The 26441-nt window shown below is 32.9% G+C and carries 27 protein-coding genes and 1 rRNA gene; 11 read left to right on the forward strand and 17 right to left on the reverse strand.

Annotated features, from left to right (window positions below; genetic code table 11):
* Positions 1-3: 3 nt before the first annotated feature.
* Complete coding sequence (gene srlA / locus GYW75_RS06310) at positions 4-552, reverse strand: PTS glucitol/sorbitol transporter subunit IIC (protein WP_034913455.1); 549 nt, start codon at positions 550-552, stop codon at positions 4-6.
* A gap of 274 nt (positions 553-826) precedes the next feature.
* Between srlA and GYW75_RS06315 the strand changes: the two genes are divergently transcribed.
* The 9 genes from GYW75_RS06315 (at position 827) to GYW75_RS06355 (ending at position 8029) form a co-directional block, all read left to right on the forward strand.
* Complete coding sequence (locus tag GYW75_RS06315; RefSeq protein ID WP_034913453.1) at positions 827-1363, forward strand: Dps family protein; 537 nt, start codon at positions 827-829, stop codon at positions 1361-1363.
* 60 nt (positions 1364-1423) lie between these two features.
* Positions 1424-1972 carry an NADPH-dependent FMN reductase gene (locus GYW75_RS06320; RefSeq protein WP_085165180.1) on the forward strand — a complete coding sequence of 183 codons (549 nt, stop codon included), beginning with the start codon at positions 1424-1426 and terminating at the stop codon, positions 1970-1972.
* A gap of 75 nt (positions 1973-2047) precedes the next feature.
* A complete protein-coding gene (mutH, locus tag GYW75_RS06325; RefSeq protein WP_174798805.1) occupies positions 2048-2707 on the forward strand; it encodes a DNA mismatch repair endonuclease MutH in 660 nt (219 codons plus the stop codon).
* Between the two features lie 261 nt (positions 2708-2968).
* Positions 2969-3388, forward strand: coding sequence for a PTS sugar transporter subunit IIA (locus GYW75_RS06330; protein ID WP_174798806.1), 420 nt, complete (start codon positions 2969-2971; stop codon positions 3386-3388).
* Positions 3389-3862 carry a mannose/fructose/sorbose PTS transporter subunit IIB gene (locus GYW75_RS06335; RefSeq protein WP_174798807.1) on the forward strand — a complete coding sequence of 158 codons (474 nt, stop codon included), beginning with the start codon at positions 3389-3391 and terminating at the stop codon, positions 3860-3862.
* Positions 3863-3904: 42 nt separating this feature from the next.
* Positions 3905-4723: a PTS mannose/fructose/sorbose transporter subunit IIC gene (locus GYW75_RS06340; RefSeq protein WP_174798808.1), complete on the forward strand. Its 819-nt coding sequence runs from the start codon at positions 3905-3907 to the stop codon at positions 4721-4723.
* A 16-nt stretch (positions 4724-4739) separates the two neighbouring features.
* Complete coding sequence (locus GYW75_RS06345) at positions 4740-5570, forward strand: mannose/fructose/sorbose PTS transporter subunit IID (protein ID WP_174798809.1); 831 nt, start codon at positions 4740-4742, stop codon at positions 5568-5570.
* A 123-nt stretch (positions 5571-5693) separates the two neighbouring features.
* Positions 5694-6938, forward strand: a complete 1245-nt coding sequence (locus tag GYW75_RS06350) for a zinc-binding dehydrogenase (protein ID WP_174798810.1) — start codon at positions 5694-5696, stop codon at positions 6936-6938.
* Positions 6939-7057: 119 nt separating this feature from the next.
* Positions 7058-8029, forward strand: a complete 972-nt coding sequence (locus GYW75_RS06355; RefSeq protein WP_065605625.1) for a sugar-binding transcriptional regulator — start codon at positions 7058-7060, stop codon at positions 8027-8029.
* 82 nt (positions 8030-8111) lie between these two features.
* On the opposite strand, the gene argA is transcribed toward GYW75_RS06355, so the two are convergent.
* From argA to aroE, 5 genes are all read right to left on the reverse strand, one after another.
* A complete protein-coding gene (gene argA, locus GYW75_RS06360; RefSeq protein WP_174798811.1) occupies positions 8112-9440 on the reverse strand; it encodes an amino-acid N-acetyltransferase in 1329 nt (442 codons plus the stop codon).
* A gap of 289 nt (positions 9441-9729) precedes the next feature.
* Positions 9730-10929 (reverse strand): MFS transporter, encoded by a 1200-nt coding sequence (locus tag GYW75_RS06365; RefSeq protein ID WP_065561259.1) that lies wholly within the window; start codon positions 10927-10929, stop codon positions 9730-9732.
* A gap of 243 nt (positions 10930-11172) precedes the next feature.
* The gene (gene aroL, locus GYW75_RS06370; protein WP_034913435.1) at positions 11173-11685 is read right to left on the reverse strand and encodes a shikimate kinase AroL; all 513 of its coding nucleotides are present in this window, start codon (positions 11683-11685) and stop codon (positions 11173-11175) included.
* Between the two features lie 216 nt (positions 11686-11901).
* Positions 11902-12255 carry an Aca2/YdiL-like domain-containing protein gene (locus tag GYW75_RS06375; protein ID WP_034913431.1) on the reverse strand — a complete coding sequence of 118 codons (354 nt, stop codon included), beginning with the start codon at positions 12253-12255 and terminating at the stop codon, positions 11902-11904.
* A gap of 154 nt (positions 12256-12409) precedes the next feature.
* Positions 12410-13240, reverse strand: coding sequence for a shikimate dehydrogenase (gene aroE, locus GYW75_RS06380; RefSeq protein ID WP_085165191.1), 831 nt, complete (start codon positions 13238-13240; stop codon positions 12410-12412).
* 476 nt (positions 13241-13716) lie between these two features.
* On the opposite strand from aroE, the gene rpmB reads away from it, so the two are divergent.
* Together rpmB and rpmG are read left to right on the forward strand one after the other, a co-directional pair.
* The gene (gene rpmB / locus GYW75_RS06385) at positions 13717-13953 is read left to right on the forward strand and encodes a 50S ribosomal protein L28 (RefSeq protein ID WP_174798812.1); all 237 of its coding nucleotides are present in this window, start codon (positions 13717-13719) and stop codon (positions 13951-13953) included.
* Between the two features lie 15 nt (positions 13954-13968).
* The gene (gene rpmG, locus GYW75_RS06390; RefSeq protein WP_025314526.1) at positions 13969-14136 is read left to right on the forward strand and encodes a 50S ribosomal protein L33; all 168 of its coding nucleotides are present in this window, start codon (positions 13969-13971) and stop codon (positions 14134-14136) included.
* 431 nt (positions 14137-14567) lie between these two features.
* Here rpmG and gltP read toward each other — a convergent pair whose 3' ends face one another.
* The 11 genes from gltP to rrf all read right to left on the reverse strand — a co-directional run bounded on the left by gltP (position 14568) and on the right by rrf (position 26438).
* A complete protein-coding gene (gene gltP / locus GYW75_RS06395; RefSeq protein ID WP_174798821.1) occupies positions 14568-15878 on the reverse strand; it encodes a glutamate/aspartate:proton symporter GltP in 1311 nt (436 codons plus the stop codon).
* 88 nt (positions 15879-15966) lie between these two features.
* Entirely contained in the window at positions 15967-18666 is a 2700-nt protein-coding gene (gene gyrA / locus GYW75_RS06400) for a DNA topoisomerase (ATP-hydrolyzing) subunit A (protein ID WP_174798813.1), read from the reverse strand.
* Positions 18667-18763: 97 nt separating this feature from the next.
* On the reverse strand, positions 18764-19342 hold the full coding sequence (locus GYW75_RS06405; protein ID WP_065590272.1) for an SIS domain-containing protein: 579 nt from the start codon (positions 19340-19342) through the stop codon (positions 18764-18766).
* 15 nt (positions 19343-19357) lie between these two features.
* Entirely contained in the window at positions 19358-19729 is a 372-nt protein-coding gene (locus GYW75_RS06410; RefSeq protein WP_065590271.1) for a YraN family protein, read from the reverse strand.
* Positions 19695-21542, reverse strand: coding sequence for a penicillin-binding protein activator (locus GYW75_RS06415; RefSeq protein WP_065639545.1), 1848 nt, complete (start codon positions 21540-21542; stop codon positions 19695-19697). The genes GYW75_RS06410 and GYW75_RS06415 overlap by 35 nt, the downstream gene beginning before the upstream one ends.
* Before the next feature lie 21 nt (positions 21543-21563).
* The gene (gene rlmM / locus GYW75_RS06420) at positions 21564-22646 is read right to left on the reverse strand and encodes a 23S rRNA (cytidine(2498)-2'-O)-methyltransferase RlmM (RefSeq protein WP_174798814.1); all 1083 of its coding nucleotides are present in this window, start codon (positions 22644-22646) and stop codon (positions 21564-21566) included.
* Between the two features lie 47 nt (positions 22647-22693).
* Positions 22694-23644 (reverse strand): LpxL/LpxP family Kdo(2)-lipid IV(A) lauroyl/palmitoleoyl acyltransferase, encoded by a 951-nt coding sequence (gene lpxL, locus GYW75_RS06425; RefSeq protein ID WP_065590268.1) that lies wholly within the window; start codon positions 23642-23644, stop codon positions 22694-22696.
* 218 nt (positions 23645-23862) lie between these two features.
* Positions 23863-24657: a thymidylate synthase gene (thyA, locus tag GYW75_RS06430; RefSeq protein ID WP_174798815.1), complete on the reverse strand. Its 795-nt coding sequence runs from the start codon at positions 24655-24657 to the stop codon at positions 23863-23865.
* A complete protein-coding gene (gene lgt / locus GYW75_RS06435) occupies positions 24654-25523 on the reverse strand; it encodes a prolipoprotein diacylglyceryl transferase (protein WP_065575365.1) in 870 nt (289 codons plus the stop codon). The genes thyA and lgt overlap by 4 nt, the downstream gene beginning before the upstream one ends.
* The gene (gene rppH, locus GYW75_RS06440; RefSeq protein WP_065590265.1) at positions 25520-26092 is read right to left on the reverse strand and encodes an RNA pyrophosphohydrolase; all 573 of its coding nucleotides are present in this window, start codon (positions 26090-26092) and stop codon (positions 25520-25522) included. Before rppH ends, lgt begins: the two co-directional genes overlap by 4 nt.
* 230 nt (positions 26093-26322) lie before the next feature.
* Positions 26323-26438 (reverse strand): 5S ribosomal RNA (gene rrf, locus GYW75_RS06445).
* Positions 26439-26441: the final 3 nt, after the last annotated feature.

Genomic DNA, 26441 nt, shown 5'->3' on the forward strand with positions numbered 1-26441 from the left:
TTATTATAGATGAACTTTTCTTTCTAACTTGATGCCCATTTTTCTTTCAAAAATGGCAGTACAAAAGTCAGTAATCCACCCCCTAAAGAAGTTAGTACCTAAACCAACAAGGAAATAACTCACAGCAAGAGGACCTAAAGGTAAATTTAGGGTAGTTAAACCAGCAGCTATTCCCAAATAAACAAAAAGTTCACCAGGGTTAACGTGTGGAAAGAGTCCATTCATTGAATGGCAACTATAAGATGAAGCTGCATAATAACTCGGTTTGTAAAACTCTGGCATAAAACGACCTAGGCTTAATGTCATTGGATTACAAAATACGAAAGTTCCGATAAGTGGTAATAATAGATATCGAGAAACAGGATTGCCCGCACAAGCTTGCGCTAAACGTTCAATACGTTCTTGCCCAATAAATTTAATCACTGCGTTCATCACAACGAGTAATGAAATTAATAATGGTAATATACTTGTTACCATACCCACAAATACCTTGCCGCCTTCTTGGAATAAACCAATAAACCATTCGGCACCAAATGAAATAGCATCAATCATATTGTCTCCTATTGAGTTAAATTTCGCATTAATGCTATCAACTTTGAAATATAAAAACTTTTAACTAAATCACATTTTGAAATATTTTCTTTTATTTTGAAATATATTGTTTCAGATAAATAAAAATAAGAAAGAAGAAAGAAATAAAAAAACCATAGGTTACTGAAATAGCAATGATAGTAAAAAATTAACGTTTTTTATTGGACATTAACATTAAGTTGGCGTAATTTTGTCAATACGGGTATTTATTATTCAATTTAAAGGAGAATATATCATGGCTAAAAGTACGGCTTCTGCTAAAAAACTACAACAATCAGCTATTTTGTTTCCTACTGATTTAGGACAAAAGGCATCAAAAGATATTTCTGGAGCAATGAATTCTGTTTTAGCAGATGTATTTGCTTTATATTTAAAAACTAAAAACTTTCATTGGCATGTTAGTGGCCCTCATTTCCGTGATTACCACTTAATGCTAGATGATCAAGGTGAAGAGCTATTTGCAATGACAGATCCGATTGCGGAACGTGTCCGTAAGTTAGGTGGCACAACTCTACGCTCAATTGGTCACATTGCTAAATTACAGAGTATTTCTGATAATGATGCAGATTTCGTTGAACCATCAGATATGCTTGCCGAGCTATGCCAAGATAATGTAAAACTAACAGAACGTATGCGTGTTGCACATGATATTTGTGATAAATACAATGATACCGCTACTGCCAGTTTAATTGAAGAGTGGATCGATCAAACAGAACAACGTGCATGGTTCTTATTTGAAGCAGGCCGAAAAGTCGACTCATCAGGACATTAACAAATACTATTAATTTAAGAGGTGTTAAAAATACCTCTTATAAAAAAGTGGAGATTTAAGATGAGTAAAAAAATTGCTGTACTGGTAGGAAGTTTGCGCAAAGACTCTTATAACTTAAAAGTAGCAAAAGTTTTTCAAAAAATTGCACCACCATCACTTTCATTACAAATTATTCAAATTGGCGATTTACCTTTATATAATGAAGATATTGATAATGATACCCCTCCTGCCTCTTATACTCGTTTCCGCAAAGAAGTAGCCGATTGTCAGGGTGTTATTTTTGTGACACCAGAATATAATCGTGGAGTTCCTGCTGTTATCAAAAATGCAATAGATATTGGTTCTCGTCCTTATGGTAAGAGCATTTGGTCTAAAAAAGCCGCTGCAATTGTTTCCGTTTCACAAGGTGCAATTGGTGGGTTTGGCGCTAACCATCAACTTCGTCAATCATTAGTATTTCTTGATATGCCGACATTACAACAGCCTGAAGCTTATATTGGTAATGTAGCTTCTGCTTTTGATGAAAGTGGTAATATTACTGAAAAAAGTAAAGAATTCTTAATCCTTATTATTAATAGCTATGCAAGTTGGGTTGAAAAGTTAAGCTAATAACTCTTTATTTTAAGATTCACAGTCAATATAATTGACTGTGTTTTCTTAACAAGTAAGTTAACTATTTTTGCCATGCCTATATTTTTTCCTAATAGTGAACAAGAATTATTGCAACGAGCTCAGTTAGCAGCAGGTTTTACTTTTGGCGAGATAGCACAATACTTAAACATACCTATACCGAATAATCTAAATAAACAAAAGGGTTGGGTAGGCAATCTTATTGAAACTTTTTTAGGAGCAAATGCTGGTAGTAAAGCTGAGCAAGATTTTGCTAATCTTGGTATAGAGCTTAAAACTATTCCTGTTGATAAACACGGTAAACCACTTGAAACAACCTTCGTTAGTGTCACACCGTTAATGGCTAATCATGGTGTTATTTGGGAGACAAGCCATGTTAGATATAAACTTGCAAAAGTGCTTTGGATTCCGATAGAAGGTGAAAGAACTATTCCTCTCGCAGATAGAAAAGTTGGAAAACCTATTATGTGGACACCAACTAAAGAACAAGAGCAACAGCTCAAACAAGACTGGGAAGAGTTAATGGATATGATAGCACTAGGGCATGTTGAAAAAATTACTGCTCGATATGGTACTTATTTACAAATTAGGCCTAAAGCAGCCAATGGGCAAGCTCTTACGGAAGCAATTGGTGAAAATGGTGATATTATTTTAACTCGACCACGTGGGTTTTACTTAAAAAAAACATTTACAATGCAAATTTTACAAGCTTAAATTTGTTAATCGCTTTGATCATAACCAAAACATATTAATTATATATTTTTTTATACCAAATCTTCTTTAAATATTAAAATTCTTGACAATAGTTCACAATTCCTTTTAAAAATAAAGAACATCTTTCCGCTTATTTTCACAAAAAATCCAATCTACATCACTATTATTCACATTAGTGATTTACTTTGAGAATATGTGAATGTAAATTTAAACTCAAATAAACATTTGTGACTAATAAAGAGAATTTGTGAGAGGTGTTAAATGAATATTATTTTGGCTGGACACGGAAAAATTGCATATGAAATGAAAAATAGCATTGAGATGATTGCAGGACAATACCCTAATTTACATACTATAACTTTTGAACCAGGGGATAGTATTGATAGTCTAAAAGGCAAATATCTAAAAATTATTAACCAATCAGAATCGAAACAGTTCATCATCATCACTGATATATTTTCAGGTAGCCCTTATAACGCAGCCACCATTCTAGCAATGCAATTAGGTAATATCGAAGTAATTACTGGATTATCTCTACCTCTTTGCTTAGAGCTATTAAATCTTGATTTCTCTGTTATCAATATTGAAAACGTATTTGAACAATTAAACGAAACTAAGTTAAATTTTATTAAATCTTTCAAATTGTTATATAAAAATGAACCTACAAGGGAGGAATTATAAATGATCATAAATTTAGTTCGTATTGATGATAGATTGATTCATGGTCAAGTTACTACCGTTTGGACAAAAGAAGCCAAGGCTGAAAGAATTATCATCGTCAGTGATGAAGTTGCTAATGATGAAATACGTTCAACACTAGTTAAACAAGCGGCTCCACCAGGAATTAAAGTTTCAGTGATAAGTATTAATAAGGCCGCAGCAGTCTACAAAAATCCTAAATACGAAAATGACACTGTTTTTTATCTTTTTACAAACCCAACCGATGTTTTACGATTAGTCAATGCAGGTGTCCCCATTAAAGAGGTTAATATTGGAGGAATGTCGTTTAAAGAGGGAAAAAAACAAATTACCAAAGCCGTTTCTGTTGATGAAAATGATATATCTTCATTTAAAAAATTGCATGAGATGGGCATCAACTTATGTTTAAAAGTTGTTATTACCGATCCTGATATTGATTTTATTAAAATGCTTTAGCAGGGTTATCCGTACTAACATAATAATTAGCAGGAGGGAAACATGGATATTTCAATACTTCAAATCATGTTCATTTTTATTTTCTCGTGCATAGCAGGGATGGGAAGTGTACTTGATGAATTTCAAACACATCGTCCATTAATTGCATGTACCGTAGTAGGCTTAATATTAGGTGATGTAAAAACAGGTATCATTTTAGGCGGTACACTTGAACTCATAGCATTGGGTTGGATGAATATAGGGGCAGCCCAATCTCCAGATTCAGCATTGGCTAGTGTAATTTCAACTATATTAGTTGTTATCGGAAGGCAAGATATCCAAACAGGAATAGCTATAGCTCTTCCTGTTGCAGCAGCAGGACAAATATTAACTGTTTTTGCAAGAACTATTACAGTTATATTTCAGCATGAAGCCGATAAAGCAGCAGAAAAGGTTCAATTTCGGAAAATCGAGTTACTTCATTTTAGTGCGCTTTTTGTGCAAGCATTAAGAGTATCTATCCCAGCTACGCTTGTTGCAATTTACGTTGACGCAAACACCGTACAATCTTTATTAAATATGTTACCAGATATTGTCACTGGTGGTCTTTCAGTAGCTGGTGGATTTATCGTTGTAGTTGGTTATGCAATGGTATTAAACATGATGATTGTTAAATATTTAGCACCATTTTTCTATTTGGGTTTTGTCTTAGGTGGATATTTAAATTTTAGTTTACTTTCATTTGGTATTTTAGGAGTTATTTTTGCCATTATTTATGTTCAATTAAATCCAAAGTTTAATGTAATAAAAAACAATGACAAATTTATAAATTCGACAGCAAATACCAATCAAATAATCACTGATGATGAGTTAGATGATTAATTATAGGAATTTTATTATGAAAGAGATGTTAAAAACCGTTCAGAAAAAAGATGTGATTAGCACATTTATTCGTTCTAATTTTCAACAAGCTTCTTTTAATTATGAACGTATCCATGCACTTGCTTTTTGTGTAGATATGATTCCAACAATTAGACGAGTATATCATACAAAAGATGAACAACGCCAAGCATTAAAAAGACATTTATCCTTTTTCAACACAACCCCTGCAATGTGTGGCCCTGTGCTTGGTGTCACCATAGCGATGGAAGAAGCAAAAGCAAATGGCGCACCAATTAATGATGGAACAATTAATAGCCTCAAAATTGGATTAATGGGTCCTTTAGCTGGAGTAGGCGATCCTCTTGTATGGGGAACATTGCGCCCTATCACTGCGGCACTTGGTGCATCTTTAGCTCTCACAGGTAATATTGCAGGTCCATTATTATTTTTTATTTTGTTTAATTTAGTCAGACTTGCCATGAAATGGTATGGTTTAACCTATGGATTATCAAAAGGAATAGGTATTGTTAAAGATCTTTCGGGTATTATCTTGCCTAAACTGACAGAAGGTGCTTCCATTCTTGGTTTATTTATTATGGGAGTATTGGTGACAAAATGGACCTCAATAAATGTACCTTTAGTGGTATCTAAAACTACCGATACAAATGGTAATGAAATCATTATGACAGTACAAGGTATACTCAACGATCTCGTACCTGGTTTACTCCCGCTAGCTTTAACATTGTTAATGATGAAATTACTCAGAAAAAAGGTCAGCCCAATTATCTTAATTTTTGCTTTATTTGCTGTAGGTATTATTGGTTATGGGTTAGGTATTCTCGCTTAAAACGCAAACAAAAAACATTAAAACAATTTGTTATAAATATTTCTTCTTACAACTATCAGTATAACTGGGTAAGCAATATTGAGTATAAATTTGTATCAAATTTAATTTATTAAAGAGGAATATATGAAAACTCAAGCCGTTAGATTATATGGGAAAAATGATCTTCAATTAGAATCTTTTGAACTTCCACCAATCACTGACGATGAAGTGTTGGTATCTGTTATTGTTGACAGTATGTGCATGTCTTCACTAAAACTAGTAAATCAAGGAGAAAACCATAAAAAAACACCACCAGATTTAAAAAACAATCCAATCATTATTGGGCATGAGTGTTGCGGTGATATTTTGCAAGTAGGTAAAAATTGGCAATATAAATTTAAAGAAGGTCAAAAATATGTCATACAAGCTAATTTACAGCTAGCTAATAGCCCTTATTGTGTTGGTTACTCTTATTCGAATACAGGTGGATGTGCAACCTACATGATAGTTAATCACGACGTATTAAAGCAAGATTGTTTAATTCCTTATGATGGAAAAACTTATTTTGAAGGAGCTTTAATCGAACCTTTATCCTGTATCATTGGTGCTTTTAATGCTAACTATCATTTAAAACCAAATAGTTATGATCATATTATGGGGATAAAACCTAATGGAGAATTGCTCATATTAGGGGGAACAGGTCCTATGGGGATGCTTGCAATAGACTATGCTTTAAATGGGCCAATCAAACCGAATAAAGTGGTTGTCACAGGGCGAAATAAAGAAAAAATAGCACATCTGAAAACATTATACCAATCACGCAATGGAGTTGAACTTGAATTTGTTGATATATCTGATAATAAAGATCAATTGTCTCTATTGAAAAGCAAAGCTTCAAAAAATAGTTTTGATGATATCTTTATTTTTTTACCATCAAAAGAGTTAATTCATTTAGCATCACAATTATTGGCATTTGACGGTTGTCTAAATTTCTTTGCAGGCCCCCAAGATAAAAATTTTGAAGCAGAAATTAATTTTTATAATGTACATTATAATTTTACACATATTGTAGGAACATCAGGAGGAAATACTGATGACATGCGCTTAGCTGTTAAACTAATTGAGTCAGGCAAGGTTGATGTTGCTAAGATTGTTTCACATATAATGGGAATTGATCAAGCCTGCGAAATAACTCAATTACAAGATAAAATTAAAGGTGGAAAAAAACTAGTCTACACTCACAAACGGTTTGGACTTAAAAGTTTAGAATCTCTAACAGATAGTGCTGATGATGTAGCATTAAAGAAAATATTAAATAAAAGTCATGGTATTTGGTCAAAAGAAGCCGAAGATTTAGTATTAAATGATTTTCCTGATATTGAGTCTTAATTTTGATATACTTTAACGACATCAAGATGCCATAATAAGAGCTATTATCAATGGCATCTTGATATTCTTAAAAACAAATAGTAATTTTTAATAACAATGACTGATAAAATAAAATAGCCATGATCAATAATAACGTTGGTAACTACGATTTTGAGCAACACAAATTATTAATAAAAATAGCTCAACTCTATTATGAAGAAAATAAAACTCAATCTGAAATAGCTAAAATCGTCAATATACACAGATCAAGCATTAGTCGAATGCTAAAAGTTATACGTGAACTAGGCATTGTTTCTATCTCAATTAATTATGATTTACTGCCCAATATTGCATTAGAAGAAAAAATTCTTAATAAATTTAATTTAAAACAAGTTATTGTTGTACCTGTTAATCAAAATATCGATAATGACAGCAAGAATCAAATTGTCTGCAATGTCGCTGCAAATGTATTAATTAAGAATATTCATGATGACGATATCATTGGTATTTCATGGGGGCGCACAATTAATTATATTGTTAGTAGTTTAAAAAATGATAATACTCAGTTTAATAATACAATTATCGTACCGATGATTGGTGGGCCATCAGGAAAAATTGAAACAAAATATCATGTTAATAATATTGCATATAAACTTTCCAATAAATTAAACAGTCAAGCTATACTTATTGATTACCCTGCTATTGTTGATACTGAACAATTGAAATTAGAAATTGAAAAAACTCAACATATGAAAGAATTAAAGGATTGGTGGAGTAAGATTACCGTAGCGCTTTTTAGCATCGGTTGCCCTGCTATCTCCAAAAGTTCTATATGGTACGGTTTTTATGGAGAATTATTTCAAGCAATTGCTAATAAAAAAATTGTAGGTGATATTCTATCTCGCTTTTTCGATAATAAAGGAACAGAATTAAAAACACCATTTTGTAATCAAATTATTGGAGTAACTTTAGATAATCTAAAAAAAATTCCACTAAAAATATGTGCAAGTGGTGACTCCGAAAAAATCAATAGTTTAAAAGCAGCATTAAATGCAAATTATATTGATATATTAGTAATTAGTGATGAAATGGCCACTCAATTAATTAACTAATTTTTTCAACTAAAAGATTAGCAAATAATATTCGTTACTAGAAAACAATATTACCATCTATAAGACTTAATCTTATAAAAATCTAAAGAATATCAAGCATTAAAATTTTAGAATTCCTTTGATAATTATAAAGTTTTTTCTTTTTAATCGGTAAATCATCAACTTCTGCAGGGTTAAAACCTTTTTCTCTAAACCAATGAATACTACGTGTAGTTAAAACAAATATTTTTTCGAGCCCTAACTGGATTGCTTTTTCTGTTAACTTTTCAATTAAGTCATCTCCTCGAGATGAATTGCGATAATCAGGATGAATAGCTACACAGGCCATTTCTCCCATTTTTTCTTCAGGATATGGATAAAGTGCTGCACAACCAATTGTCATATTATCACGTTCAATAATGGTAAATTTATCTATCTCCATTTCTAACTGCTCACGTGAACGTTTAACCAAAATACCTTGTTCTTCAAGTGGACGTATGAGTTCTAGAATTCCTCCAATATCGTTAATAGTTGCTAAACGCACTTGTTCAGAATGTTCCATCGCTACTTGTGTTCCAATCCCATCACGCGAAAATAATTCTTGTAAAATTGAGCCATCAACCAAATAACTTACCAAATGGCTTCGTCTGACCCCACTACGGCATGCTTTAGATGCTGCACGTAAAAAACGTGCTTCACTAGATAAAGGTTTACCTTGCTGCTCTTTTTTGTTGACATAATTATCCGCATCAACAGGATAAAGGTCGGTAATAACACGCCCCTTTTCATCTAGTACTCCTTGTTCTGCGCAAAAACTGATTAATTTATCCGCTTTTAAGCGAATAGCAACTTCGGTTGCAACATCCTCAGATGCTAAATTGAAACTTTCACCAGTAACCGAAACGCCAACAGGGCCTAGTAACACAATTGATCCACGATCTAGTTGTTCAGCTATAGCCTCGTTGTTTATACGACGGATTTTACCTGTATGACAATAATCAATCCCATTATCTACCCCTAAAGGTTGTGCAATCACAAAATTACCACTTACAACACTGATATGAGCTCCTTGTAATGGAGTATTATTTAAACTCATTGATAAACTTGCGGTAATATTGAGTTGTAATGAACCTGTAACTTGTTTAATGATGTCTAGTGTTGTTGCATCGGTAATACGCGTATTTTTATAATATTTAGGTGTGATATTATGATTTTTTAAAGATTCATCAATCTGATTGCGAGCACCATTAACAATAACAAGTTTAATACCAAGACTATAAAGTAAACCAATATCACTGATAATACTCGAATAATTATTACTTTTTAACACTGCGCCTGTGAGCAAAATTACAAATGTTTTACCATGATGTGCATTAATATAAGGTACTGAATGTCTTAAGCCATCAACTAACTCAGTTGTACGTTCTTTCATTTTCACAACCACCTCAAACTGAATACTTATTCACTTTTTGTGTATTTTTATTTATTTTTGGTTTTATGGCAAGCAATATTTCAAGAATCTAATAAAAATCTTAAAATTTGCTATTAATAAAAGTTAATGGCTTAAGCTTAATGATTTTTGATTAAGTAATAATGGATTAACAAAATATTGAATTGTTAAATACGAAAATAAATTAAAATTTTTATGAGATGTTAATATCGAAAAAAAGCATGCCATATTGGCATGCCCTCTAACATTATTATTCTTAAAATATATAAAATTATATTTTTGTTATATCAACTACCTTTTTAAAACGATAAAAGATAATTGAGCCAAGTATTACACTTGACATCGCAATAAAAAAGTCAATTAATATGGCATAACTTACATTGAACATAGCTAATTTTGGTACTATAAGCGGAATGATAACAAACGATAGACCGCTAAAAGTATACATACAACCTACAGCAAGACCTTTTCGTGTTGGGAACATTTGTTGCATAACAACCAAAGTTAATTGAAGTACCCCCCCTGCCGCAGTTAATCCCATTCCTATTGCGACGATAACACACATTGCAGGTGAAACATTAAAATAAAAAATGATTAATACCAACGCAGATAAGGCAGGCAAAATAATGATGCAAAAGATAGGTTTTAATAGATGTTTGACTACAAAAGCCGTAACAAATACAGAAATAATTGAGGCAGTACTATAATAACTAATCAGTTGATTAGCATCAGGTTCGCTCATATTAACAGCTCTGATAGCGATAGTTGGCAACCACTGCAAGACAATAACGAATGTTGCTGTTGTTGTAAATCCCATAATAATTAATAAAATACCTTCAAATCCAAAATTAGGTTTTCCAATAAAATAACTTTGTGAGCATTCATTACTTTTAATGGAGGTATCTATATGTGGAAACTGCTTAGGAAGTAAAAATAGTGTATTAACTATTAGATAAGCAACAAAACCAAAAAAAATCCAACCATACCATATTTGGTATTGATGGCAAAAAACAACAATAAATGGAAGAACAAGAGATCCCATTGAAATGAAAGCCTTGATCAATACGCTAGCTGTACCACATGAGTTTGGAAAACATTCTGTTAATGCTGGCATTGAACCAGTATCTAAAAAAGAATTTCCAGCCCCAATAGCAATAGCTAAACAAAAAGCAATATTTATATTAGTACAAAAAGGCATTCCTAGAAAAAAAATAGCATAGCAAGCCATACCTAGACAAATAAATAGTTTGCGACCAAATTTATCTGACAATACACCACCAACAAACATTAATAATATTTTTCCAATTCCTATACCCGAAGCAATTTTACCAATGCCGATTAGATCAATATTAAGTTGTTTCGATATATCATATGAAAATTGCATGATCACAATTAATGCAATACTTTGTATTATATAATTTGCATATATAGATCCTGCAATTCCATAAGAATTGACCTTTCGATTATCCACTTGTCATACTCCATATGTAAAACATAAAATTATAATTCTATTCAATATACAAGTATCAATATTAATCAGAAAGATAGTAAGTATAAATTTGTTACTTAGCTTTTATTTGGTTCTAAAAAACAATAAAGTTTTATTCAAAATTAAACTTATATAGAATCTTGGTTAAATTTTAAAAATTTATTTTTTTCTATTATTAATAAAAATACCTCTTTTTAAGCGGCCTTTTTATTAAAAGAAGTTAAATTAGTTTCGAAGCATTTCAAAAATTTTTGCAAGAATCAAACTTTCATCTTGATCAACATTGATCACATGATGTGCAGCATCATGATATAAAGGTAATCTTTCAGCCAATACCTTTTCCATTTCATCATAAATAGATAGGCCAGTTAGTGATGGTCGTTGAGCAATGTTAGGATCTTTCATTAAACGCGCAGCTAGTGTTGCCGCAGGTGCAGATAAAAAGATAACTGTGCCATTTTGTTTCATAAAATTCCGATTATGCTCGGCTAATACCATGCCGCCACCAGTTGCAATGACACAATTAGGTTTAGTTGTATCAATCAACACCTGGCTCTCTCTTGCTCTAAATCCTTCCCAACCTTCTTTTTCAACAATTTCGGCTACCGTCTTTTGAGTAGTTTCGAGTAAATATCTATCGGTATCAATGAAAGAAAACGATAGCTTATTTGCTAACATCTTTCCCATCGTTGTTTTACCTGCAGCCCGTGCACCAACTAAAAAAATTGTTTTATTCATATTGGGTTTTATCTTTTCAGATTTATAGAATATATTAACCATGCTAGTGATTCGCTCTTATTTTTGCAACAAATTTTTTACATATTATATAAAAAATATATAAATATATATTTTTTATATAATTAAAAATAACCTATATAGCATATATCCGTAATGAAATGTTTACAATATTATAAGGAAGCTTTTAAAACCTAAAAGTCATCTTAATAAAGTTAATTAACATAACTTTTCTAAACCACGGAAATAGAGCTCTGTTGCAATCGATTGATGTAATCGCCATTGAATCACATCAAGATCTAAATTTACCTTTTTGAACTCTTCGTATGTCATAAAATAACGGATTGTATTACTACCAATACGATCATTAATACTATTTATAATAATATTTATTTTTTCGTTTCTGATTTTTTTTAGTTCTTGCATTGCTTTTCCGACAAACTCTGGGATCGGCTTTGTACCATTTTCCCAATCATGCCATGTATTAATATCTGTTTTGCCAATATATTCACTAGCTTCTGATACTTTTAGCATAAGAAAACGACGATACGCTTGCAATTCTAAGTTAGTCATAAATGCTCCTTATTATAATGCGCTTGAACTATCCAATTAATATATTAACTTTGCCTATGCCAACGTAATATAGTTGGCAATAGCAGCTAATTATATAAACAGTAGAAAATACGATTAATTCCAATTTAACTAGATATGTTTGCCTGTTTGGTAATTAATGTTTAGCTAAAGCATCAATTACAGCTTGTTTTGCTCGTTCAGAAAGATCTTTTCCTGTCCAAATCTTAAATTGAGCATTTGCTTGACCAATAAACATTTCACGCCCTGAAATAGATTGCCAGCCAGCTTTTTCTGCTTCTTGTCTAAAACAAGTATTATATGGAGTATAAACAATATCGTAAGCCACTCCTTTACCTTTAAACCAAGCTTGTTTATAAGGTGTTTGATTCTCAAATTTACCCGTCATACCTAATGGTGTTGAATTAATAACAATTTGAGCTTCAACTTTGCTACGGTCTTCCCATGAAATAGTTTTAAGGTTGAATTCACTAGCTAATGCCTGAGGTAAATCATCAGCAATATCCGTTACTGTAATATCGGTATAACCAAGTTCCTGTAATCCCACTACAGCTGCTCGTGCAGCACCTCCTGCACCAAGTAATAACACTTTTTTGAATTCTGCTGGCAGTTTTTTATTTTGAAGTGGCTCCATGAATCCAATAATATCTGTATTATCCCCACAAAGTTTATCCCCTTCCCAATACACCAAATTCGCCGCACCTGCTTTTTTTACATGATCCGTCACTTCATCTAAATAAGGGATGATAGTCTGTTTATGTGGAATAGTGACACATAATCCACGGATATTTAGTAATCTTACTGATTTAAAAAGTGTCGGTATCTCTTCTGGTGGAGTAGGAAAAGGAACTAAAACTGCTGGGATCCCATAATCTTGAAATGACGTAGTATGAATAAGTGGACTCATACTGTGCCCTAAAGGATAACCGATAATGCCATATATACTATACGGCGTGAACTGGTTCATATAATCTCCTTATAAATTGGAAAATTAACACGATATAAATAAAAATCTTAATCAAGCTTATTAAAACATATTTATTATTAAATTAAATCATTTTTTCTAAAATGATGTTAAAGACAGTATATTGTTTTATAATGAATTGTTCGTTATAAGAAAAAAGCAAGTGCTATTACAAAAAATTTTTACAAAAATTTTATCTATCAGATTGATTCAAAATGGTTTTAGGAATTTTTTTTAACTAATAAAATAAATATTATATGAGTTATGCCATTGTAAACTAATTTTATGCATAGGTAAGATAATACTTGAGAATTTGCGCATAACAGCGTATACTTCGCTACCTCATTATTATGGGTGTAGTGTGAGAGGTTAAACTGCTTCTCAGATAGAACTGCAGTAAACTAAAAGCCTGACGAGGTCAATTCCATTAACATATTACGCCCAGGGCTTAAGCATAGAAATTTCGGAGAATTATTGACATGTCACGAGTATGCCAAGTAACAGGAAAAGGTCCTTTAGTAGGAAATAATCGTTCTCATGCGATGAATGCTACTAAACGTCGTTTTCTACCAAACCTTCAAACTCACCGTTTCTGGGTTGAGAGCGAAAAACGTTTTGTAAAATTGCGTGTATCTGCTAAAGGTATGCGTACTATCGATAAAAAGGGTATTGATGCAGTTTTAGCTGAACTTCGTGCCCGTGGTGAAAAGTACTAATAAGGAAACCATATCATGGCTAAAGGTGTACGCGAAAAAATCAGATTAGTTTCTTCTGCTGGTACAGGTCATTTTTATACCACTAGCAAAAATAAAAGAACTATGCCTGAAAAAATGGAGATCAAAAAATACGATCCTGTAGTTCGTCAGCATGTTATTTATAAAGAAGCTAAAATTAAATAGTTATCTAATAAATACTGAAAAACCCAGCAAATGCTGGGTTTTTTTATATCGATTTGTAGACAAAATTATCGCTATTTTCAATAAAACAACATTAATCTATGGAAAATAACGAGTTGTTTATACTTCATAGTTAAATAATCTCTAAAAAATTAAGGTGTCTTCTAGAATTTACTTAAGCTTTGGTTTTCTATTTTTTGAATCGATAAATACTATATCAGGGTATGTAATTAATGAAATACCTAATTATGAAAAAAGAGAGCATTGCGAAGTTGATTTCTTTCTGATTAGTGGTCACCGATGGTGAAAGAGTTGAATTTGACATGACAAAATATTTCTTATTCTTATCAATAATTAAATGGATATACTTTGCATAAAACTACCTGATAAACAGGTAGTTTTTTGGGGATAAATTAATCTACATAATTATTTAATCATTTTAAATATTGTTGTTCATAAGCTCTTGCTTTTTTGTCGTCAAAAGTATGTTCCCAACGCGCAATAACAATTGCTGCTAGTGCATTACCAACCACATTAACTACTGTTCTGCCCATATCTAAAATACGTTCTACCCCCATAATATAACCAATCCCTTCAAGAGGAATACCGACACTACCTAGGGTTGCCGATAAAACAAGAATTGACGCACCAGGTACACCTGCAATCCCTTTAGATGCAATCATTAAAGTGATGACAATAATAACCTGATCCAAAATAGTTAAATCTATGTGGAATAACTGTGCTAAAAAGATAACAGTAATACTTTGATAGAGTGTTGAACCATCAAGATTAAATGAATAGCCTGTAGGTATAACAAAGCTAGTTATCGATTTTGGTGCTCCATAAGCTTCCATCTTTTCAATTATTTTAGGCAATGCAGCTTCAGAACTTGCGGTTGAAAATGCAATCACTAATTCTTCTTTCAAGATTTTTAATAATGTAAAAATATTAAATTTACAAATTTTACAAACCAGCCCTAATACCACTAACGTAAAAATAATCATTGCCGAATAGACGGTTAAAATTAATTTAAGTAGTGGAAGTAAAGATTCAAATCCATATTTAGCAACCGTTACCGTGATAAGAGCAAATACACCAATAGGTGCATAACGCATTATCATATTAGTTACTTTAAACATAGTATCTGAAATTACTTTTAAAAATAAAAGAAAAGGTTCACGTTGTTTATCTGGCAAAGACATTAAGCCTAGACCAAAAAAGACACAAAAGAAAATCACAGGTAAAACAGCACCGTCCGTCATAGCTTTAAAGATATTAGCAGGAATCATATCTAATATCATAACAATTAAACCATGAGGTTTACCGCTTAATTCTTCAGCTGCTTGGGTATACTTACTAATGTCTGTCGTTGCAAGTGTTGAGGAGTCAATTCCCGAGCCAGGTGAAAAAATATTTCCCCAAGAAAGACCTAATAAAATAGCAATAGTTGTAATAATTTCAAAATAGAGAATTGTTTTAAAACCTAAGGTCCCTAACCGTTTTGAACCACCAAGACCTGCAATACCTAGAGTTAAAGTACTCAGTATAATTGGCAACACAATCATTTTAATTAACCGAATGAAGATATCGCCTGCAGGCTGAAATATATTTACTATTGAAAATTGATAATATGAATGCAAAGGGTGGTTTGTAGCAGAGAGCTCAAATAAATAAGCACCTACGGCAATTCCTAAAATCAAAGCAATCAAAATTTGCCATGCAAGATTTGTTAATATTTTTTTTATTAAAAATGACATCTAATACTATTCCTTTTTACGATTCTTTAAAATAAAAAAGGATTAGCAAAACTAATCCTTTTAGATTATTAAATAATTAATCCTCGGACACTTGAAGTGAATCGTGCCGTTCATTATTTTCCGATACCTCCGATCCACTTGCGTCATCTTCTGTTTCGGCTATTCGTTGTAATCCCACAACTTTTTCGTTGTCAGCTGTTCGAATAAGCATGACACCTTGAGTGTTACGACCAACAATACTTACCTCTGAAACACGAGTACGAACAAGCGTTCCTGCATCTGTGATTAGCATGATTTGATCGGTTTCATCAACTTGAACTGCGCCAACAACAGTACCATTTCGCTCACTAACTTTGATAGAAATAACACCTTTAGTTGCTCTTGATTTGGTTGGATATAGTTCTTGCTGTGTGCGTTTACCATATCCATTTTGAGTTGCAGTTAAAATTGCGCCACTACCTCTAGGTACAATTAACGAAACCACTTTATCATCGCTATCAAGTTTTATGCCACGTACACCTGCGGCCGTTCTGCCCATACAACGAACTTTATTGGCTGGGAAACGAACAACTTTACCATTAGCAGAAAATAACATAATATCTTCAGTCGTTGAGATTTCACCAATCAGGTTATCATCTTCTGAGTCAATATCTTCAACAATGGCATCATCATTAAGTTCTTCATCATCTACAATAGCTGATGGATCATTGCTAGTTAAATCGACGCCAATTAATTCATCATCATCACGTAAATTAATCGCAATAATACCGCCACTTCGTGGACGACTAAATTCAATTAAAGATGTTTTCTTAACTGTACCTTGTGCTGTAGCCATAAATACACAATGTTCATCATCAAATTCTCGAACAGGTAAGATTGCTGTGATTCGTTCGTTTTCTTCAAGAGGTAACAAATTAATAATTGGACGACCTCGAGAACCACGGCTGGCTTCAGGCAGTTGGTAAACTTTCATCCAATATAATCGACCACGGCTTGAGAAGCAAAGAATCGTATCATGGGTATTGGCAATTAATAGTTTTTCGACAAAGTCTTCTTCTTTAATTTTAGTGGCAGATTTACCTTTACCACCTCGACGTTGAGCTTCATAATCTGAAAGTGGTTGATATTTTACATAACCTTGATGGGAAAGAGTAACGACCACATCTTCTTGAGCAATAAGATCTTCAATATTAATATCTGCACTGCTCGCTGTAATTTCTGTTCTTCTAGCATCTTGGAATTGGTCTCGAACGCTTTCTAATTCTTCACGAATCACTTCCATTAAACGTTCTGAGCTAGCTAAAATATGTAATAACTCACCAATTTGAACCAATAATTCTTTGTATTCATCAAGAATTTTTTCATGTTCAAGGCCGGTTAAGCGGTGTAAGCGGAGATCTAAAATCGCTTGAGCCTGTGCTTCTGATAAATAATAATGTCCATCATGAATACCAAACTCTGGTGCTAAATCTTCTGGTCTAGCTGCATCATTACCTGCTTTTTCTAGCATAGCAGCAACATTTCCAAGTTGCCAAGCTTGGTTCAATAATTTAGTTTTTGCTTCACTCGGTGTTGCAGCAGCACGAATAAGCTCAATGATAGGATCAATATTGGCAAGTGCGATTGCTAAACCTTCTAATACATGAGCACGTTCGCGTGCTTTGCGTAATTCATAAATGGTTCGACGAGTTACAACTTCTCGTCTATGAAGCACAAAAGCCTCAATCATTTCGCGTAAATTTAGGAGTTTTGGTTGGCCTTTATGTAAAGCCACCATATTGATACCAAATGAAACTTGTAATTGAGTCAAAGAGAAAAGGTTATTTAATACAACTTCACCAACAGCATCACGTTTGATTTCAATAACTATGCGCATACCGTCTTTATCTGATTCATCACGTAATGCCGAAATACCTTCTATTTTTTTATCTTTAACTAATTCTGCAATTTTTTCGATCAGTTTTTTCTTATTAACCTGATACGGAATCTCATTAACAATAATGGTTTCACGTCCACTATGATCATCAACTTCTATGGTAGCTTTAGAGCGAATATAGATAATACCACGACCTGTGCGATACGCATTTTCAATACCTTTTCGACCATTAATTAATGCTGCTGTTGGAAAATCCGGCCCATGGATATACTCCATTAAACCATCGACTGAAATATTTTCGTCTTCAATAAAAGCCAAGCAACCATTGATAACTTCAGAGAGATTATGAGGAGGAATGTTAGTCGCCATACCAACAGCAATCCCTGATGCGCCATTAATTAATAAGTTAGGAATTCGTGTTGGTAACACATCTGGGATCATTTCTGAACCATCGTAATTAGGTGAAAAATCAACTGTCTCTTTATCTAGATCAGTTAATAATGCTCCCGCAAACTTTTGCATACGAATTTCAGTATAACGCATCGCAGCAGCTGAATCGCCATCAACAGAACCAAAGTTACCTTGACCATCAACCAACATATAACGTAATGAGAATGGTTGAGCCATACGTACAATTGTGTCATAAACTGCTGAATCACCATGTGGATGATATTTACCGATTACATCCCCAACAACACGAGCAGACTTCCTATAAGGTTTATTCCAATCATATCCAGCTTCATGCATAGCAAATAAAACGCGCCGGTGAACAGGTTTCAAACCGTCACGGACATCAGGTAAGGCACGCCCAACAATGACAGACATTGCATAGTCAAGATAAGAAGATTTTAATTCATCTTCTATATTAACGGGGGTTATTTCTTTGGCTAGTTCGGTCATAACACCATGTACTCTTATTAATTTAAGTCATCAAAATAGTTCACAATTATAGCATAAAATCACTATTAATGCAGAATTAAACCGTCTTTATTTCAGCTTATTTACTGTGAATAAATAGTCTATTCTCGATTAATTGGCACAAGCAATTTAGAATCATAGCGTGCATTTCGTATGCCATCACTTTTTTGTAAGACGGAATTCTAATTTCAATATCGTTCTGGCCTAATAAGCCAATAACTTCACCACCATCAAAAGCAGTTAATGCGACAATTTTCATATCTTTAATTACCGCTTCTTGAACTGCACGAATGATAGATCTGCTATTCCCTTGGCAAGTTGCTATTATTAAAACATCACTTTGTTGCCCTAATGCTTGAATTTGACGAGCATAAATCTCCTCATGATTAGCTATAGCACTTAATAAAACATTGTCTGATACTAAAGCCATTGCAGGAATACTTGGTCTTTCAATATTAATACTGGTGATTAAACGTGAAGTAAAGCTTTGTACATTAGCTGCTGATGAACCATTACCACAACTCATAATTTTGTTGCCATTAAGTAAACTATCGACAATAATATTCGCTGCCTTTTCAATAGAATAGCCAAGTGATTCTGCCATCACGATTTGAGTTTGAATACTTTCAGTGAAGTAATTTTTAATTAAATCTTGCACACTTTTCACCTAAAATTAAAATGCATTAATAATCCATTTTTTGCTGTTACCTGTAATAGCAAAAATATCAAACCTAAATTCTGTATCTTCAATATTTAAATTTTGCGCCATCATCCATTGTTGGGCAGCCTGCCTGATTTTATTTTGTTTATTTAGTGTAACTGTCATCTCCGCATCACCAAAGTTAGCATTTTTTCGATAACGTACTTCAATAAAAACAAGACATTTATTATCAAGCATAATTAAATCCAGCTCTCCAAAGCGAAATTGGCTATTATGTGCAAGAAGTATAAGCCCTTGCTTAAGTAAATATTTGCAAGCTATATTTTCATAATGCTCGCCAATTTGTTTTTTATTCGCTTTTTGAATCAGATTTATCTTCACCATAAATATATTGCTGCCAGGAGAGTGCACGTGTCACTTCGCATTGATCACTTGTTGATAATTTACCTGTCATACCATCTAAAAAATTAGGTTGATATGAATTAAGTTGATTAAAACGATTTGTTAGTCTCCACGCATCAATGCCCATTGCATACAGGCGAATTAATGAATAATCTTTCTGAATGTTGCTAGGTATATTTGTATTTACCTTATCCATTTGATTTATAACCATAGGGATATCTGCATATTCAGTTTTATTCATATCATAATTAAAGTCATTAGAAGCATTAGCTACATGACTTTTAGAACTTGAATAAAGTGTAACCGCAGATGAATTTCCAATAGTTTTATTTGCACCCATATCAAGCATTGGCTTTATCAACGTCAATTCATCATATGAAGAATAAACATAAATAGCATCAAATCCAGCAGATACCATTCCCCCTGATAGCGTTTCATCTATCAAAATAGGATTGCCAGCAAGACTAATCCCTATGTTACGATTCATATTGGCGCTTAGTGTTTGAGTGTTACCAAAATATTGTACGTAAGCTTGTGAACTATTTGCTGACAATTGTGACCACTGTGCAGCAAAACTTTGTGCAACACGTTTACCCAAATCATTTTGAGGGACTAACAGTAATGGTTTTATTTTATTTTGAGAATAAATATGGTCTGCCGCATCTTTTGCTTCATCTTCAGGAGATAAAGCAAAATAACAAATTTTATTTGCAGACGCAGTAGTGTTATCAACCTTATTCAAGGCTAAGACAGGAATAGCTGGCTCTAGTGATTTTAATTCAATAACTTCTTTCTTTAATAAAGGACCTACAATTAACTCAACATTTTGTTCCTGTGCTTGCTGGATTAAAGTATTCATTGGCGCACTAGTTGTATCAAGTATAATCACATTTTGTTGTGGTTCTTGAGGAAAAAACTTAATTCCATCCATGTAACCTTGACGAATTGTTTCACCAAATATACGTGAAGAGCTATTTAATGGTAACAATAATGCAACTTTTTTTGCATTAGCATCAACAGCAAGTGTTTGTTCTCCAGTTAATATCGAGATAATCTCTTTTGCGGGATGATCTGGATATTGTATAGCCCAATTGTTAATAGCTTGTTTTAATAGCTGTTTTTGATTTTCGGATTTTGTGGCAATAATTTCTGGTGTATCATCATCTTGTGGAGTGGATGCTTTACTCGCATTTTGGTAAGCATAAGCTAAATCAACCCAACCTTGTAATATAGTTTCATTTTCATCAACTAAAATTTTGCGGATTTTACCAGATTTTAATTTACGGAAAAAATTCCATGTATTATTTAATAATTGCCTTTTTTCTGTTTCTGATACATATTTTTCTAATTGAAGATAATCGTGGGCTTGAGCATTAATATCTTTACCATTTATATCTAAACCCAATTTAATAATGTAATAACGATACAGTTGTGAATTAGACAAATTTTCAATAGTGAATTGATTCAGATCAAATGATTTCCTTTTTTTTACAGCAATTTGCCCCTCTGATAATAACTTTTCTTTTTGTTGCTCATCATTAAGTTTGGGTGGTAAATTTGATAATAATGTAGTTGCTTGTGAAAATTTATTTTCTTTTATTAGTGCACGAATAGCTAATAATTGCCAATTAACTTTATCTATTCCAGAACTATTATCTGCTTGTGAAAGATAATAACTAGAATTTTTGTTATCATCAAAGTTAAGAGATTTCTCTGAATTTCCTAAAGTACAACATACCAAAAATGTAAATAATGGTATTATCAATATAGCATAAAAGTAACGTTTCAAGTTCATACCTACTCTCTTATAATTTTGTTATCCCCAAATTCGTTGTACATGAACCGTAATTTCTTCTCGATCATGATAAAGCTGTTTTGCTTGAATTTGTACGTTGATTTTTTTATTATTTAACTCTTTATTTAACGAATATAGATTTTGTTTTACTTCTTCATAACGTTTTTTCATTGGTAATTTGAGGTTAAAAATAGCCTCTCTACACCAACCATTAATTAACCATTTGGCTATTAATTCTGTTACTTTAGCTGGTTTCTCAACCATATCACAAACCAACCAATAAATATTATGCTTTTTAGGTATAAATTTAAAGCCATCTTCCCGATAATGTTTAACTTGTCCAGTTTCCATCAATTTTTCATCCATAGGTCCATTATCAATGGCATAAACCATCATACTTCTTTTAACCAGTTGATAAGTCCAACCTCCAGGACAAGCACCCAAATCAACAGCGTTTAAACCACCTTTTAATCGCTCCTCCCACTCATCATAAGGAATAAAAATATGGAAGGCTTCTTCTAATTTTAATGTAGAACGGCTTGGCGCATCAGAGGGAAATTTTAATCTTGGAATTCCCATATAAAAAGGCGAATTATTTTGACTTAGTGAATAACCAACATAACAACTGGTATTACTGATAAAAAATAAGTGGACAACGGGTCTTGATGGATTCTCAATTTTTAATAAAATACGTTTACTTCTTAATGCTTGACGAAAGGGCACGGTAAATTTACGACAAAAGCCAGAAAGCGCTTTACCTTCATTTGTATCAGCAACTTCAACACGTAGATCTCCAGCTTTGTCAATACATCCAGATAATGCATCAATGATTGGAGAAATACGGTTATCTGTAGGTAAATCAACTAATAGATCACCTGCTACAAACATTTGCCTTGCAAAAATTAGTGTTCGAAAATCTAAATTTTTTATTAATAATTGTGCATCATCATATTGATAGCATTCAAAAACAACATAACCACTGTTTTCTTTAACTTTAGCAAAGCCATATACTTCTTTCTGAGCAGCTTTATCTGTAATTTCGTTAGCACACTCTTTTTCAAATCCACAACGGCAATAGAGAATAATTTTGTTTAGTTTTTGCATATTGTAATTTTTTGCTCTTTCAACAGAAGCTATAAAAAATATTCATATTAATCAGATTGAACATTATCAGTATATAAAGGTGCATCACCTTTTGGACGAGTTTTAAATCTTCGATGTAACCACATATATTGCTCAGGTGCTTTTAGAATTTCTTGTTCAATCGCTTTGTTCATAAAAGTAGCAGCAAGTACATCATCATCAATTGGATAATCTTCAAGCTCTGATGTTACATAAACAGTGTAACGACCATCTTTCTCACGCTTAGGAGTAAATGGTATAATAGCTGGCTGAGCTAATTTCACTAATATACGCGTGCCTACAGTTGTTGCAGCTTTTTTTACTGAAAATAGAGGCGCAAATACACTATTTTTAGGACCATAATCATGATCTGGTGCATACCAAAGTAATTCACCATTTTTTAGTGCGCGGATCATTCCCTTAGTATTATGCCGATCCAGCATATATTTATTTGATTTGAGTCTTCCTTTAAGCTGAACATAATCCATCACAGGATTATCATTTGGACGGTACACTCCGACTCCAGGATGGTTCATTCCTAAGATACGTGCGCCTAACTCTAATGTTAAAAAATGAATACCAATGAGTAAAACACCTTGACCTGATTGTTGAACTTTTGTGATATGAAAATCGTCTACAATAGAAACTTTTTTAGCAAGCCGTTTATCAGACCAAAACCATGCCATACCAGTTTCAAAAATGGCTAAACCTGTTGAAATAAAATTCTCACGCAACATCTGATCACGTTCAGATTGTGTTTTTTCAGGAAAACAGAGTTTAAGATTTTGCCTAGCCGTTTCTTTACGTTTGCCGATTAATTTCATCGAAAGCAATCCTAACCCTTTTCCCAATTGATAAATGATTGGATATGGCAATAAAACGATTAAATATAAAATACCAATACCAAGCCACGTTAACCAATAACGAGGATGTAATAAACTTTTAGTAAAAATAGGGCGAATTTCTTGATTTTGACTCATATTAAGATCAAATTATTATTAATAATACAGTTGCTTATTATATCTTATTTTTCGGGAGCATAAAATAAACAAAGTCTAAGGACGTTATATCATTATTCTGTGACTAAATTTGTTATCAGTTTATATTTAAGTAGCTCACAGTTAAAACTATTAGCTATTCTTAAAATTATCTATTTTTATACTGAAACACATAGTTACCTGAAACTTTTTAACAAAAATTAAACAGCAACAGGCGCTTTGATTGCTGGATACGGTTCATAACCAACAATTTCAAAATCCTCAAATTCATAATCAAAAATTGTTGGAGGTTTACGTTTAATAACTAATTTTGGCAATATTCTTGGTTCACGACATAGTTGCAAATGAGCTTGTTCTATATGATTAGAATAAAGATGTGTATCACCACCAGTCCACACAAAATCACCTACTTGTAATTCGCATTGCTGTGCAATCATGTGTACCAACAAAGAATAGCTGGCTATATTAAATGGTAATCCTAAAAATACATCACAAGAACGTTGATAAAGTTGACAAGATAGTTTGCCATTTGCGACATAAAATTGGAAAAAAGCATGACATGGTGCTAATGCCATTTGATCTAATTCTCCAACATTCCAAGCAGAAACAATCATACGTCTAGAGTCAGGATCATTTTTAATTTGATCAATTAGTTGTGAAATCTGATCTACCTTGCGACCATCAGCCGCTTCCCATGCTCGCCATTGTTTACCATAAACAGGACCTAAGTCACCATTTTCATCAGCCCATTCATTCCAAATAGTTACCTTATTGTCCTGAAGATACTTAACATTTGTATCCCCCTTCAAAAACCAAAGCAATTCATGAATAATTGAACGTAAATGACACTTTTTAGTCGTAACAAGAGGAAAACCTTCTTGTAAATTAAACCGCATTTGATGCCCAAAAATAGATAGTGTTCCAATACCTGTTCGATCTGATTTAGGTGTACCTTCATCTAAAATTTTTTGCATTAACGTTAAATATTGTTTCATTGTGTTTTTGCCTTATTATTAAATCTATATGCAAATAAAAGAATAAAAATACCACCAATAATCATTGGTAAACATAATATTTGTCCCATACTGATAATATTTAAAAATAAGCCTAACTGCTCATCTGGTTGTCTAAAAAATTCTATAACAAATCTAAATAAACCATAGCAAAATAAAAATAAGCCAGATACAGAGCCTGTAGGTCTTGGTTTTCGAATAAAAATATTTAAAATAATAAACAGTACTATTCCCTCAAACACCATTTCATAAAGCTGTGAAGGATGCCTTGGTAAAATACCATTTAATTGGGAATAAAGTGAAAACCACTCTGGATGAGACTGAACAAACATAAAATCGGCATGTGATGATGTTGGAAATAACATACCAATCGATGAATCAGTTACTCTCCCCCAAAGTTCTCCATTAATAAAATTACCAAATCGCCCAAACATCAAACCAATCGGGACAAGAGGGGCAACAAAATCACCGACTTGCATAAAAGTTTTCTTTGTTCCCTTTGCAAAAAGGGCAATAACGCAAATCGCACCAATTAAACCACCATGAAAAGACATACCGCCTTCCCAGACTTTAAATAAAATTATAGGATCTTTGATAAAAGCTTCTAAATTATAGAAGAAGACATAGCCTAAACGGCCTCCAATAAAAAGACCTAAAAACCCCCAAAATAATAAATTTTCAACCTGCTGTGACGTCCATTGACTATTTGGCTTATTTGCACGGCGCTTAGCCAAATAAAGTGCACCCAGCACTCCAAATAAATACATTGCACCATACCAATGAAGTGATACCGGACCAATGGAAAAGGCTATTGGATCGAAATTAGGGAATTGTAAATATTGATTCATTTTTTATTACGCTTTTTGTTTTTCCGTTTATTAGCAAAGAAATTAAATCGTTTCTTTTTAGAAATATTAGTTACTGATGTCTCTATTTCAGACTGTATAGCAAACACAGATAAAGAAAATTCCTTCATTGCCTTTCTATAGACATCTCGTTTAAATGCAATCACCTGTCGAATGGGATACCAATAACTAACCCATTTCCAATCATCAAATTCAGGTGCTGAGGATGTATTGAGATTAATGACTGATACATCAGATATTAATTCTAATAAAAACCATTTTTGTTTTTGCCCAATACAAACTGGCTGATTTTCCCAACGGATCATCCTTTTGGGTAACTTATATCGTAACCAACCATTAGTAACGGATAAAATCTTCACATCTTTTGATGATAAACCAACTTCTTCGTTTAATTCGCGAAACATTGCCTGCTCAGGCGTTTCGCTTTGTTTTATTCCGCCCTGAGGAAATTGCCAAGAATTTTGCCCATACCGACGAGCCCAAAGTACTTGACCATACCTGTTACAAATAACTATTCCTACATTCGGACGGTAGCCATCATTATCGATCACTGACTACCTCAAAAAAATTTTCCTTGTATAGCTGAATTGTTTCATACATACAGCAAGAAATAAATAGAAAATAATTACAAAGTGACAAATACCTTCTTTTTTTGACTGTTTTTTATACTAATTAATATTTGTTACTGCATTAATTAATTTTCAATAATCAAAATGATATTTAATAAATATTCCAAAAAGCAAAAAGCCCAGCATGACTGCTGGGCTCTCTATATTTAAAAGTCTGGCGGCACCCTACTCTCACATGGGTAATACCCACACTACCATCGGCACTACGGCGTTTCACTTCTGAGTTCGGCATGGGGTCAGGTGGGACCACCGCGCTATTACCGCCAGACAT

The organism is Gilliamella sp. ESL0232, assembly GCF_013346885.1.
Lineage (GTDB): Bacteria > Pseudomonadota > Gammaproteobacteria > Enterobacterales > Orbaceae > Gilliamella > Gilliamella bombi.